Annotated in this window: 9 protein-coding genes; 3 read left to right on the forward strand and 6 right to left on the reverse strand. The window is 48.9% G+C overall.

What is annotated here, in order from left to right; translation table 11 throughout:
* Positions 1–127 precede the first annotated feature (127 nt).
* Positions 128–2437 (forward strand): hypothetical protein, encoded by a 2310-nt coding sequence (locus H4O21_RS21390; RefSeq protein ID WP_182810997.1) that lies wholly within the window; start codon positions 128–130, stop codon positions 2435–2437.
* Positions 2438–2478: 41 nt separating this feature from the next.
* On the forward strand, positions 2479–3798 hold the full coding sequence (locus H4O21_RS21395; RefSeq protein ID WP_182810999.1) for an OmpP1/FadL family transporter: 1320 nt from the start codon (positions 2479–2481) through the stop codon (positions 3796–3798).
* A 145-nt stretch (positions 3799–3943) separates the two neighbouring features.
* Here the strand turns inward: H4O21_RS21395 and H4O21_RS21400 are convergent, their stop codons facing one another.
* The 6 genes from H4O21_RS21400 to H4O21_RS21425 form a co-directional block, all read right to left on the reverse strand.
* Positions 3944–6340, reverse strand: coding sequence for a sensor domain-containing protein (locus tag H4O21_RS21400; protein ID WP_182811001.1), 2397 nt, complete (start codon positions 6338–6340; stop codon positions 3944–3946).
* A gap of 197 nt (positions 6341–6537) precedes the next feature.
* Entirely contained in the window at positions 6538–7449 is a 912-nt protein-coding gene (locus tag H4O21_RS21405; RefSeq protein WP_182811003.1) for a hydroxymethylglutaryl-CoA lyase, read from the reverse strand.
* 1 nt (position 7450) lies between these two features.
* On the reverse strand, positions 7451–9469 hold the full coding sequence (locus H4O21_RS21410) for an acetyl/propionyl/methylcrotonyl-CoA carboxylase subunit alpha (RefSeq protein ID WP_182811005.1): 2019 nt from the start codon (positions 9467–9469) through the stop codon (positions 7451–7453).
* Positions 9470–9482: 13 nt separating this feature from the next.
* Positions 9483–10286 carry an enoyl-CoA hydratase/isomerase family protein gene (locus H4O21_RS21415; RefSeq protein WP_182811013.1) on the reverse strand — a complete coding sequence of 268 codons (804 nt, stop codon included), beginning with the start codon at positions 10284–10286 and terminating at the stop codon, positions 9483–9485.
* Positions 10287–10310: 24 nt separating this feature from the next.
* Positions 10311–11918 carry a carboxyl transferase domain-containing protein gene (locus tag H4O21_RS21420; protein WP_182811007.1) on the reverse strand — a complete coding sequence of 536 codons (1608 nt, stop codon included), beginning with the start codon at positions 11916–11918 and terminating at the stop codon, positions 10311–10313.
* A gap of 227 nt (positions 11919–12145) precedes the next feature.
* Positions 12146–13315, reverse strand: a complete 1170-nt coding sequence (locus H4O21_RS21425) for an isovaleryl-CoA dehydrogenase (protein WP_182811009.1) — start codon at positions 13313–13315, stop codon at positions 12146–12148.
* Between the two features lie 566 nt (positions 13316–13881).
* On the opposite strand from H4O21_RS21425, the gene H4O21_RS21430 reads away from it, so the two are divergent.
* Positions 13882–14478 (forward strand): DUF998 domain-containing protein, encoded by a 597-nt coding sequence (locus H4O21_RS21430; RefSeq protein ID WP_182811011.1) that lies wholly within the window; start codon positions 13882–13884, stop codon positions 14476–14478.
* Positions 14479–14766: the final 288 nt, after the last annotated feature.

The following is a 14766-nucleotide window of genomic DNA, read 5'->3' on the forward strand; positions in this document are numbered from 1 at the left end:
AGATTGTTATTTGACTTAAGTCGTGAATTTTGTGATTTTGTTCAAACGTATGTTTTATGTTTTCAGACTTTATGAGTTTGCTGCATATATCAGTGACCACATAACAAGAATAATGATAGGAATTCAGATGAAAAAAAGTTTACTTGCTTCAGTTATTGCAGGTTCTATTGTGCTGTCGGGTTGTAATAGTAGTGATAGCGCAATTGACTCAGATAATATCGACCCATCCGCATCTCCTGATCCTGGCTCTATTCCCGTTTCTTCTGTCAGTTTTGATCCAACAAACGGCAATATATCAACACCCACAGATTTGCTGATGAATCCGGCTACAGGGCTGTTGTCTGTTCCTGCGTCAGGGGATATATATGACTCCCTGAATTCTCAGGATGGCTGGGGTATTGGTTCTCCAATCAATATTGCTGTTGATTATCCTGGGCGACAATATGGTACTTTCAGCCTGGATGAAGGATCACTGGATGATAGTGATGCCATTATTCTGTTTGATCTGACCGCTTCTGAACTGTTGGAATATGGCGTTGATTATACGCTGTCATCCGGTAGCAGTGGCCTGACAATTACTCCATTAAAAGCATTTAAACCGGCTAATCAGTATTTGCTGGCAGTCACTGATCAGGTGCATGACTCTCTGGGGCGCCCTCTGACACCATCGACAATGTATTCGCTGTTATCTGATAGTAGTACGGACGTGTCCCTGCTGACTTCTGATGCGGCTCAACAGGCGCAGCTGGCAGGTATTCAGGCTTTGCTGACAGGTATCAATCCTGTGCTGAATAGCTTTGTGCCTGCCGATAGCTCTATCGTTTATTCCACACGCTTTACCACCCTGTCAGCAGAGCCGGTAATGCAGGCCGTGATGGATCAGATTGTTTCTTCTCAGCCCCAGATAGGCTCTGTTACTGGTATTGGAACTGTGCTGTCAGCGCTGGGGATGAATCTGGCGGATAATAAGCTCAGTTCATTTTTGACGGCAACAGGCCGCGATGCTCTGACGGTAGCATCGGCAACGGCTGCCCATGACCCTCTGGTTTATTATGCCGGTATGCAGTTGCCTTATTTTCTGGAGACTCCAACCGCGTTTAACTGTGGTGTGCAGTTAGCAGGAACAGGAACCTGTGATGCGTTATCGAGTTATTGGCAGGCTGATGATGGCGGTGCATTACGTGCCGGGCATTACGCGCCAGAGAAACGCAGTGATCATACTGTTCAGGTGCTGATTACAGTGCCTGATGAGAATAATCTGCCCGCAGGTGTGTCCAAACCCGAAAATGGCTGGCCGGTGGTTTTATATGTTCACGGTGTGACCTCTTACAAAGAAACCGTGATGTCCATTGCCGGTAATCTGGCTGCACAAGGTGTTGCTGTAGTGGCTATTGATCAGCCTTTACATGGCAGTCGTAGTATTGATATGGATGGCGATGGGGTCTATGAGCTGACCACTACTTCACCTGAAAATGGTTCGGCTTATAGCAAAGGTACCTCGCTGGTCTATGCGAATCTGGGGTCTTTGAGAACGGTGCGGGATAACCTGAGACAGTCTGCTGCTGACGTACTGAGCCTGCGCGCAGCGCTGAGCAATACTACGGTTTACACCAGTCTGTCTCAGACTCCGGTCACAGAGGTTGATCTGGATGGAGAGAGCGTCTCTATGCTGGGCGTTTCTCTGGGTTCTATGGTGGGGACTTCTGCGTTAGGGATGTCAGACAGTTATGATGCTGATGGCGATGGCCTTACTGAAGCCGATGCTGACAATCCATTTGACTTTAATGCTGCCGTGTTAACGGTTGGTGGTGCTCAGTCGGCTGCTGTTATGGGCTATTCCAATGAGTTTGGCCCTATTGTAAAAGCCTCTTTTAAACAGAACGATGGTTTTGCTGCCGCCGTGGCTGAAAACCTGGGTTATACACCTGAAGGCTTTATTGCTCTGAGAACCAGTGACCCGCTGACCTATGATAGTCTGGCCAATGTCGCTTATCCTGCGTTTTTGAAGGGCTTTGTTTCCGGGGCGCTGCAGGTTATTGATAGTGGTGATTCTCTGCTCTGGGCTGGAAAGGTCGCAGCCGATACTCCAGTGCTGGTGACGCAGGTTACGGGTAATGGCGTTAACCTGGCCGACCAGACTGTACCCAATAGTCTGTCTTCTGAAGGGTTTCCTCTGGCTGGCACCAGCGGGTTGATTAACACCCTGGGGTTAAGTCAGGTTTCAGGCAGTGTGGCATCGGCGACGGCTTTGAAAGCATATACTAATTTCCTGGTGGGTAAGCATTCGTCATTGCTTGATCCATCACCGGAAGAAGGCGTGACCCAGGATGCTGCTTCTGCGCTGGCGGCGACTGTAGAGATGCAGACTCAGGCGGTATCATTTATCGCGACTCGGGGGCGAGCCATCAGTGTCAGCAATAATAACGTTGTTGAATAAGACAGAAACTCTCTGAGAATAATAATTACGGAGTACGAAATATGAATTGCAGGAAAACACTGCTATCCCGAATTGTGAGAGCTTCTGCTTTAATTGGTGCCGGGATGCTGGTAAATCAGGTTCACGGCGCCGGTTTTGCGTTGAATGATCATAGTGCAACAGCATCTGGTAATGCTCTGGCAGGCGCTGCTGCCTCTAAGGCTGATATTTCAGGTAGTTTCTGGAATCCGGCGCTGTTGACTAATGCTTCAGGTCCCGAACTTTATATGTCGGGTGCGGCGTTACTACCGAGTATGGATGTCAGCGCGAATTCAGCCAGCGATCCGGCCGGAAACCATATTTCTGGTGAAGCCACTGATGTGGTTGATCCCAGCATTGTGCCTGCTATTTATTATGCCCACCCGGTTGCAGAGAATACTGTAGCAGGTTTGTCATTTAATGTGCCTTTTGGCTTGTCTGGTGAATATGGGCGGGACTGGGCCGGGCGTTATCATTCTGCTGAAACATCGGTGGAAGTGATGACGCTGGCAGCATCTGTTGCCCATAAGGTAAGCGAAACGATCAGTGTAGGTGGTAGTTTACAGGTACACAAAGGTAGCGTGTTACTGGCTGCTGCACTGACAGATTTTGCCGGTGGCCTGAGTAATCATGGAGAAGGTTATGGAGAGCTGGAAGGGGATGATATTTCTGTTGGTTATTCGCTGGGTGTGCTGTTTGAGCCTGCTGAAGGAACCCGAATTGGTCTGGGGCATCGTAGTGAAATTGATTTCACTTTTGAAGGTGAATCTTCCTATGACAATGTGCCTCCGACTCTCAGAGCTCTGGGGGTGGATGAAGCCTATCTGTTTGATCAGATCGATTTCCCATCAGTAACCAGCCTGGGGCTGGAGCAGGATGTGAATGAACGGCTAACGGTTGCAGCTACCGCAATGTATACCGGCTGGAGCTCAATGGATGAGATGCGAATCGCTTTTGCGCCCGGACCGGATAATATTAAGCAGCCAGATTCAGTGATTACCTTTAAGTTTCAGGATCAGTGGTTCTATTCTTTGGGGTTGAGTTACCTGGTTGATGATAAGTTAACTGTCAGAACTGGTGTGGCCAGAGATTACTCTCCGGTAAGGGATGAATACAGAACCGCTCGTACACCGGATGATGATCGAACCTGGTATTCTTTCGGTGGCAGTTATCAGTTCTCGCCGGATACCGAATTACATATGGCTTATACCTACGTTGATGTAGATGATACATCCGTCATACGTGATGGCTCTCTGCCAGAGGATGCTTCGCGTGGGAGATTGAATGCTGATTATGAGACTCATGCCCATGTGTTCTCATTAGGTTTTAATATGAAGTTCTGACATCTGTGGGCCAGGGAAGGCCGACAAATAAATATGTTCTGGCTTTGGAGGTTTTGTTGGGAACGTTTCTGAGTTAAGTCTCAGCAGAAGGCTATAAAACACCGGGCGCAATACGGTGTTTTTATCATCAAAGCTTATGCCTGTCTTAGTTCTCCAGTGCTATAAGCTGTGCCAGATATTTTTCTTCAAACTCTTCCCGTGGCAGTGGGCGACTGAAGTAAAAGCCCTGAAATTCATCTACACCCAGCTCTCTGAGCATACCAATCTGAATTTCATTTTCGACGCCTTCAGCATTAACCCATATACCTAAGCCATGACCCAGTTCCAGAATTGTCTTAATAATCGCTCTGTCCTGAGGGTCCTCATGCATCTCCATAACGAATGTGCGGTCGATTTTCAGCTTATCTACTGGCAGGCGTTTCAAATAGCTGAGTGAAGAGTATCCAGTACCAAAATCGTCCAGAGCAATCTTAATGCCCAGTTGTTGAAGGTGGCATAAGGTGCTCTGAACATTATCCAGGTTCTCGATCATATTCTGTTCAGTGATCTCGATGCAGAGAAAATCAGGCGGTATATGGTAGCTTTTGATCTTTTCCTGAACAAACTGAGCAAAATCTTTCTGATTTAACCGGTTGGCAGAGATATTAACTGATAATGTAACTGCCGGGATATCCTGCTTAAGCCAGGTTTTGACCTGTTTAATGGCTGTTTCCAATACCCAGTCATCAAGCAGGGAGATCAGCCCGGTTTTTTCTGCAATAGGGATGAACTCAAAAGGAGGGATCAGTCCTCGTTGTGGATGAGGCCAGCGAACCAGTACTTCAGCTCCGATGACTTTGCCATGTTTGGCATTCAGCAGAGGCTGATAATGCAGACAGAGTTCATTACGTTCAATGGCCAGGCGCAGCTCCTGTTCAACCGCTCGTTCTTTAAGCGCTTCATGCTGCATTTCCGGGGCAAAAAATGTGTAACGGTTGCGTCCGCCGGATTTGGAGCGATAGAGGGCCAGATCGGCAAAACGAAACAGTTGTTGCTGGGTGTCGCCTTCAATAATCACTTCACGGGCTTCGGGATAAATCGCAATCCCCAGGCTGACAGAGCAGTTTATATTATTGTTGTTCAGGCAAATTGGCTCACTCAGTGAAGCCATAATATTCCTAGTCAGTTCTGCAATCTTTTCTCTGTCGCTGATATTAGGCAGAGTTACTGCAAATTCGTCTCCCCCAAGGCGAAAGATCATGCCTTTATTACCAACCAGTTCCTGTAGGCGATGACCGGTTTTGATCAGTATCATATCGCCTGTAACATGACCCTGGGTATCGTTGATATCTTTAAAATTATCAATATCAATCAGTATAAGACTGAGTGATGACAGGCTGCCGTCATCAACGTCATCAGTTTGTCGACTGAGTTCATTGTTAAAATGAATACGGTTAGGCAGAGATGTCAGGCTATCATAGTGGGCCAGGTAACGGATACGTTCCAGAGCGCGTTTGCTGTCTGTAATATCAACAACAGAGCCTTCAATATGCTCAGGATGATCTTTTGTGGCCTGAATCAGGCGATTACTGACAGATATCCAGCGTTTTTGTCCGCTGCGGGTATAGATTTCGACTTCATTAAGCGTGAAGAAACCTTCTTTACGCAGGCGCTTCATCGCTTTCAGCCATTCATGGGGGCGAACGTAGACCATTTTTCCGATATGGCTGATAGCCGCGATGCATTCTTCCGGTGATTCATAGCCCAGAATTATTGCCAGAGCCTGATTTACATTAATATAGCGGCCATCCATCGTGCTCTGATGTAAACCTGCCAATGAATTCTCAAAAATGCTGCGATATTTTTCTTCGGCTGCGGTTAGTGCCGATTCGGCATCTTTCTGAGCAGTAATATCATGGACTGTACCGACAATTGACTGAATCTGTCCATGTTTATCCTGTATTGCTTTACCATTCAGGCGAATCCATATGAGGCGTCCATCCAGACGTCTCATCCGCAGTTCCATACCTTTTACCTGGCCAAACTGACTCAGTTGCTGCAGAAAATCCAGCCTATCCTGCTCACAGGCATACAGATCCTGAGCAAGGTGCTCTATCTGTTCACACATTGATAAGGCGTTGTGATAACCGAATGTCTCTGCCAATGACTGGTTTGCGTATATCAGTTTGCCGCTTTTATTGGTCTGATACACACCGTCAACGGAGTGTTCAAGAATAGCACGGTAGTTTTCCCGGTCGGTCAGGTTGTAGCCAAAGAGGACTAAGCCTTGCTCACTTTTGCGGATAATTTGCCAGCGATATGTGACTGTCTCATGGTACTGCATGTCGCAGGTAATGCCTCTGGCAGAACCCTCGGAAAATGTTTCCAGAGCTTTGCTTTTAAAGCTATGAGACAGCAGGTCATTGATATCAGAGATGCGCAGTTCATTAAATAATTGTTCGGCTGATAAATTAATGGCAGAGCATGTGCCATCAGCCGATAAAAGAATGACCGGTAAAGGTAGCTCGGAGTAATTCTGGGCTGACAAATCTGAAGCAAGCATGAACTGGATTCAAGGTCCTGTAATTATTATCTGACTAAGACTATTTTCTTATGAGAAAAAAAACAATAGGTGTTACAAAAAATCTGAATCTTTGAAACAGGTTAACTTGCTGTTTGTAAAAAGAAAAAAAGGAGACCGAGGTCTCCATAAATAAGGTCGGGCCCATGAGCTATTCACGAGCTCATAGTGAAAACCACTCAGGCCGAATGAGCCAGACCCACTTTTGATCGATTAGGGCGATCAATAGAAGAAGTAATATACTGTCCTGTAGAAATCAGTTTATTCAGATCAATACCGGTTTCTATGCCTAAACCCTGTAGCATATACACCACATCTTCACTGGCCACGTTACCCGCTGCACCCTTAGCGTATGGGCAACCGCCCAGACCACCGACAGAGCTGTCTACAACGCTGATACCTTCCTCCAGTACCGCATAGATATTGGCCAGTGCCTGACCGTAGGTGTCGTGGAAGTGGGCTGCCAGCTTTTCAACCGGAACAAACTGGCTGACGGCGCGCACCATCTCTTTTGCTTTTTGTGGCGTACCGACACCGACGGTATCTCCCAGAGAGATCTCGTAGCAGCCCATGTCGTACAGGGCTTTAGCCACTTCAGCGACCTTCTCTGGTGCAATTTCACCGTCGTAAGGGCAACCCAGTACACAGGAGACATAACCGCGCACACGAATGCCGTTGGCTTTTGCCATCTCCATCACTGGTTTAAAGCGTTCCAGGCTCTCTTCAATCGAACAGTTGATGTTCTTTTGGGAGAAGGCCTCAGAAGCAGCGCCAAATACTGCTACTTCTTTTACGCCACAGGCAATTGCACTTTCCAGGCCTTTAACGTTCGGGGTAAGGGCAGCGTAAGTTACGCTGCCTTCCTGACCGTCGGTCTTCGCCTTAATCGCCTGCATAATCTCTTTGGCATCGCCCATTTGTGGCACCCACTTGGGTGAGACAAAACTGGCGGCTTCGATATAGTTGACACCGGCATCTTCCAGGCGTTTGATCAGCTCCAGTTTAACTTCGGTGCTGATCACGCCCGCTTCGTTCTGAAGACCATCACGGGGACCCACTTCAACCAGACGCACTTTATTCGGCAGTGCCATATCAGGCCTCCTCAGCTTCAAAAGCCAGCAGGTCAGCGCCACCTTCTACCAGATCACCGGCCTGATAGAAGATCTCAGTTACCGTACCATCGGAAGAAGCTGTGATGGTGTGTTCCATCTTCATGGCTTCCATAATCACCAGGCTGGTGCCTTTAGTGACTTTCTGACCCGCTTCGACCAGTACGGCAACGATGCTGCCGTTCATTGGCGCGGTCAGGCTGCCACCTTCCTCTTCAAACTCATGGTTATCCAGATCTGGATGCAGCCACTGGCACTCAAACGCACCCTGATCGGTAAATACGGTGATATGACCTGCCAGCTCAGCGACAAAAGCGTTGCGGTTATGGCCGTTAAAGCTGGCTTTCAGGACATCATCTTCCAGCTTGCCATCGGCGATCACAATATGGCCATCAATAGAAAGACGATAGCCTTGGTTCAGCCAGTTCACCTGTACGGATTTCTCTTCGTCACCTACCTTGAAGCGAACCGCCAGAGCAGGCTCTTCATTCAAACGCCAGCCGCTAAACTGGTGCCAGGGAGACGTAGTGTCATGACTATGTACCGCTTCTGCCTGACGCTGCTGCCCTTGCTTCAGCAGAGTATACAGAGCTGCCAGGGCCAATGGATTCGCGCTATGGCTGCCGCCCTGGCTGTTTCCTGAAGTGCCAGGGAACAGAGTCTCTTCATGCTTCTCGATAAAGCCGGTATCCAGCTCAGCAGCACGGAAGGCCGGGTTATCGATCAGACGCTTCAGGAAATGGGTATTGGTCTTCATACCGGCGATACGGTATTCGGTCAGTGCCTGACTCATACGCTGCATGGCGCGGTCACGGTTCTCATCCCATACGATCAGCTTAGCGATCATAGGATCGTAGTAGATGCTGACCTCATCGCCTTCACGTACACCGGTATCCACACGTACATAGCGGTTCTCTTCTGGAGTACGCAGGTATTCCAGCTTACCGGTTGCAGGCAGGAAGTCATTATCCGGGTCTTCCGCGTAGATACGCACTTCTACTGCATGGCCGTTGATCTGAACATCATCTTGTTTCAGAGGCAGAGTCTGACCGGAAGCGGCTTTCAGCTGCCATTCCACCAGATCTTGACCGGTAATCAGTTCGGTCACCGGATGCTCCACCTGTAGACGGGTGTTCATCTCCATAAAGTAGAAGGAACCGTCTTCGTCCAGCAGGAATTCAACCGTACCCGCACCTTCGTAGCCAATCGCTTCAGCAGCACGTACCGCTGCTTCACCCATGGCTTTGCGCAGCTCGTCGCTCATACCTGGCGCTGGTGCTTCTTCAACCACCTTCTGGTGACGACGCTGTACGGAACAATCACGTTCTGCCAGATAAACACTGTTGCCGTGCTTGTCACAGAACACCTGAATCTCAACGTGACGCGGCTTGGTCAGGTACTTCTCAACCAGCATGGTGTCGTCAGCAAAGCCGTTCATGGCTTCACGCTTGGCTGCATCCAGAGCGCTGTCGAACTCATCGGCTGCCCAAACCACACGCATACCCTTACCTCCACCGCCAGCGGTAGCTTTCAGCAGAACCGGGTAGCCCATTTCATCAGAGTGACGTTTCAGCAGGGCAGGGTCCTGGTCTTCGCCGTGGTAGCCCGGTACCAGAGGTACGTTGGCTTCTTCCATAATGCGTTTTGCCGCACTCTTGGAACCCATCGCTTCGATAGCTGATGCAGGTGGGCCGATAAAGACAATATCCGCTTCCTGACACTTCTGTACAAACGGCGCGTTCTCAGACAGGAAACCGTAACCTGGGTGAATCGCCTGAGCACCGGTCTGCTTAGCCACTTCCAGGATAGTGTCCATTTTCAGGTAGCTGTCTTTACTGGGTGCTGGACCGACACATACGGCTTCATCCGCCATTGCCACATGCATGGCATTGGCATCGGCTTCAGAGTAAATGGCCACACAACGAATACCCAGACGGTGCGCAGTACGGATTACTCGACATGCGATTTCGCCACGGTTGGCGATCAGAATCTTATTAAACATGGTGTTCCTCCGCTTACTGCTGCCAGCCTGGGGCGCGTTTATCGAAAAATGCGCCCAGTCCTTCCTGGCCCTCTTCAGAAACTCGAATCTCTGCGATCAGGCGCTGGGTGTATTCAATCACTTCGTTATCAATCGGGCTTTTTGCGACGCGAGCGATCAGCTCTTTGGTGCGACGTACACTCTGCGGGCTGTTGGCCAGCAGTTTCTGTACCATATCGTCGGCTGTGCTTTCCAGATCATCCTGGCCAACGACCATATGGGCCAGACCCAGACGTACCGCTTCGTCACCGTCAAACACTTCCGCTGTCAGGAAGTAACGACGGGCCGCACGTTCACCCATGGCAGCTACCACAAATGGGCTGATCACCGCAGGGGAGAGGCCGATTTTTACTTCACTCAGGCAGAAGCGAGCACGATCCGTCGCGATACAGATATCACAGCACGCCGCCAGACCCACAGCACCGCCGTAAGCGGCACCCTGAACCAGCGCAATCGTCGGCTTGCTCAGGTTATTCAGCGTGTGCATCAGACGGGCCAGCTCACCAGCGTCGTTGAAGTTATCTTCAAAGCTGTACTGAGCCATACGCTTCATCCAGCCCAGATCAGCACCGGCGGAGAAGTGTTTACCGTTGGAGCGCAGTACCACAACACGAACCTGTTCGTTTGCATTGATCTCATCCAGTACGGCCAGAATTTCGCCAATCAGCTTGTCATCAAAGGCGTTATGCACTTCCGGACGATTCAGGATGATACTCGCCACTCCCTGTTCGGAGATCTCACATAACACTTGTTCGGTTGCGTTAGACGCAGTTGTCATTGTTGTCATGGAAAAGTCTCCGGATTACATGCGGAACACGCCGAAACGTGTCTCTTGTGCAGGTGCATTCAGAGCGGCAGAGATCGCCAGACCCAATACATCACGAGTTTGTGCCGGATCGATCACACCATCGTCCCACAGACGGGCGCTGGCGTAGTAAGGGTGACCCTGGTGCTCATACTGCTCAACGATAGGCTTCTTGAACTCAGCTTCATCTTCCTGGGCCCACTCCTGACCCTTGCGTTCCATATTGTCACGCTTCACTTGAGCCAGTACGCCTGCGGCTTGCTCGCCACCCATAACAGAGATTCTTGAATTGGGCCACATCCACATCAGATTTGGATCATAAGCACGACCACACATGCCGTAGTTACCGGCACCGAAACTACCGCCGATCAGCATGGTGAACTTAGGTACTTTGGCACAGGCTACGGCAGTGACCATCTTGGCACCATTTTTAGCGATACCTTCAGATTCGTACTTACCACCTACCATAAAGCCGGTGATGTTCTGCAGGAAGACCAGAGGGATACCGCGCTGAGAACACAGCTCAATAAAGTGTGCGCCTTTCAGGGCCGCTTCAGAGAACAGCACGCCGTTGTTGGCGATAATACCGACAGGGTAGCCGTGGATACGGGCAAAACCGGTTACCAGAGTCGTGCCGTACAGCTGTTTAAACTCGTCGAATTCAGAACCATCAACCACACGGGCGATCACTTCGCGTACATCGTATGGCTTACGCAGATCTTCAGACACGATGCCGTAAATCTCTTCCGGATCGTACAGTGGCGGACGGCTTTCTTTAACATCCAGTTCCACTTTCTTATTCGGATTCAGGCGGGATACACACTGACGGGCCAGCTGCAGGGCATGCTGGTCGTTCATCGCATAGTGATCCGCTACACCGGAAGTTTTACAGTGTACGTCTGCGCCACCCAGATCTTCTGCAGAGATCACCTCACCGGTAGCCGCTTTTACCAGCGGAGGACCGGCCAGGAAAATCGTGCCTTGCTGACGCACAATGATGGACTCATCCGCCATCGCTGGTACATAAGCACCACCCGCCGTACAGGAACCCATTACCACTGCGATTTGTGGAATGCCCTTGGCGGACATATTGGCCTGGTTGTAGAAAATACGACCGAAGTGGTCACGATCCGGGAATACATCATCCTGATTTGGCAGGTTAGCACCGCCGGAATCCACCAGGTAGACACAAGGCAGGTGATTCTTCTCTGCAATCTCTTGTGCACGCAGGTGCTTCTTAACGGTCAGCGGATAGTAGGTGCCGCCTTTAGTGGTCGCATCGTTAGCGATGATCATACATTCCTGACCACTCACACGACCGATACCGGTAATAATGCCCGCCGATGGCACGTTATCCTGATACACATCCAAAGCTGCCAGCTGTGACAGTTCCATAAACGGCGCACCTTCATCCAGCAGGCCGTTGATACGCTCTCGAGGCAGGAGTTTTCCGCGGTCAAGGTGCTTCTTCTGTGCAGCTTCGCCACCACCTTGTTTGATTTCTGCCAGTTTCTCACGCAGATCCTGAACCAGACGCTTCATATTTGAGCAATTGGTCTGAAACTCTTCGGAGCGGGTATTAATTTTACTTTTGATAACCGCCATCTTGTGCTCCTTGGGCAAGTTAAATCGCCGCATTCTGGCCACGATTTAAATAAGTTGACGAGACAGACCGAAAACAGGTCGTGCAGGGGGGAAGTTATCAGTCTGTCTCGCCAGACCTGGTTGGCTTAATCCCCTTCCGTGTTCTATTGATAAGAAAGGGAATGCCAGAAATGGATCAGGTGCGCACACCTGAAAAGGGAGCCTGTTGCAGACCCCCTTGGTATTTATTACTTAGACTCAGCGAAGATCTCGCGGCCAATCAGCATACGACGTACCTCAGAGGTACCTGCGCCAATCTCATACAGCTTGGCGTCACGCAGCAGACGACCCGTTGGGAATTCGTTGATATAACCGTTACCACCCAGCAGCTGGATAGAGTCCAGAGCCACCTGAGTCGCTTTTTCTGCACAATACAGAATCACACCGGCAGCATCTTTGCGACTGGTCTCGCCACGGTCACAGGCTTTGGCTACCGCGTACAGGTAAGATTTACAGGCGTTCATCGTGGTGTACATATCGGCCACTTTACCCTGAACCAGCTGGAATTCACCGATAGACTGGCCGAACTGCTCACGATCATGGATATAAGGAATCACGATATCCATAGCGGCTTGCATAATACCGGTAGGGCCACCGGTCAGAACGGTACGCTCGTAGTCCAGACCGCTCATCAGAACACGAACACCTTTACCGACTTCACCCAGTACGTTTTCTTCTGGTACTTCGCAATCTTCAAATACCAGCTCACAAGTGTTAGAACCACGCATACCCAGCTTGTCCAGCTTCTGGTGACGGCTGAAGCCCGGAAAGTCGCGCTCAACGATAAACGCTGTAATACCTTTAGAGCCTGCAGTGACATCTGTTTTAGCGTAGATCACATAAGTGTTGGCGTCAGGGCCATTGGTGATCCACATTTTGTTACCGTTCAGAATGTAACGGTCGCCTTTTTTCTCGGCGCGCAGTTTCATGCTTACTACGTCGGAACCTGCACCTGGCTCGGACATGGCCAGAGCACCAATATGCTCACCGGAAACCAGCTTAGGCAGGTACTTCTCTTTCTGCGCCTGGTTACCGTTCAGTTTAATCTGGTTAACACACAGGTTGGAGTGAGCACCGTAAGACAGACCGACAGAAGCGGAAGCACGCGAGATCTCTTCCATTGCGATGACGTGGGCCAGATAACCCATATCAGAACCGCCAAACTCCTCCGGTACAGTAATACCCAGAAGACCCATTTCACCAAACTTACGCCACAGATCATTCGGGAATTCATTCGATTCATCAATCTGTGCCGCACGTGGTGCAATTTCATCAGTAGCGAAACGGTTAACCTGCTCGCGCAGCATGTCATAGGTTTCACCAAGATCGAAGTTGAACTCTTTGTAAATGGACTTCATGGTCAGGCCTCGTATTCACATGTTTTATCTTGTGACTGCGTTTTACACGTCAGTTTTATTGTGTTGAGGTAAATTTAATGCAAGTTGACGTTAACGTAAAGGGAAATTTAAATGTAAATTGAGTCAAAGATTAAAATGACATGATAAAAGCTGCTGGAGAGCCTTCTGTCACAGTCATTATACTGACTAAAAGCAGCAGGGCAGTGCCTACAGATACATATGTTGTTTGCTGGTTGCATGCGAGTATTAGTGAGCTAGTAATATTAAAAATATTTCATGGTGTTACAGAAGTGCCGTTGTTCAAAGGGTTGTTCTCTCTGGTTGACTGGTATTGATAGTTGGAAAATATGGAAATTACATAATATGAATAATAAAAATAAAATAAACAGGCTAATTTTTAGTGATAAATGCTGTAGTATTGCTTTTAAGCAAATATTGGGTTTAAAGGGGAAGCTTACGTCAATTTGTGGCTTTGTCAGAAAACTTGTGCTGTTCGAATAAGGCTTATTGTGTGGCCATACTCTTTTGGGCGCTCATAAGCGTTAGCTTCCAGGGAGGATACACGTATGGAAAGCTTTATCCCTTACACGGGATTAATCGCGTCAGTGTGGATAGTGGCAGGCATTTATATTGCTTCTCTCTTTTATCCCGGCTATAGCCACTCCAGGCAATTCTGTAGCGAGCTGGGTGCTGTTGGTAGCCCCACTCAGAAACTGTCCCCCATTATTAATAATTATCCGTTAGGTCTGCTATTTGTATTGTTTGGCTATTATTTAGCCTCTGCGCAACTGGCATCTTCAACAGATATTGCCATCGGGGCTATGGTGATCACTCATGGTTTGTGTACCTGGGTTTGTGGTTATTTCCCTATGGATGCTGATCCGTATACATCGACACCGTCAACAAAATGCAACATCCACTCCTGGTCCGGTGTGGTCATGCTGGTCTCATTTATTGTCGCTCCGGCGATTGTGGTCTTCTCAGGCTTATACCCCACAACACTCAGAATACTCTCGCTGCTTTGTTTAACAGGCTGCTTTTATTTTTCCTACACCTTAGCGGGCGCTTTTAAGGCAAAATCAAATCCAGGCTTTCATCAGAGGTTAAGCTACGGCTTTCAAATTCTGTGGTTGTTTATTTTCTCTTATTTTGCTGTGGCCTAAGAATCAATTATGAGTCTGACTATAACTTCACACGTCAATGGTCATCCGCTTTCAATGGCTGTTGTTCGTTCACACATCAACTTTTCTCTTATATAAATAAATGGGTTACCGTTCTGGAGGATACACGTGAAAAAGATTTTAACTTTATCTTTGGTGACGCTGCTTCTGTCAGGTAACTGCTATTCAGGTAATGACTCAGTAGTCAGCCCTGAAAAAGTCAGGTTTCTATCTAACCGAGCATCGGTTGGCTTTATTGCTCCAGGAAATAAAGCCAACTGATTTTCTGCT

Origin of the sequence: Oceanospirillum sediminis (assembly GCF_014164585.1) — a bacterium.
Classification (GTDB): Bacteria; Pseudomonadota; Gammaproteobacteria; order Pseudomonadales; family Halomonadaceae; genus Oceanospirillum; species Oceanospirillum sediminis.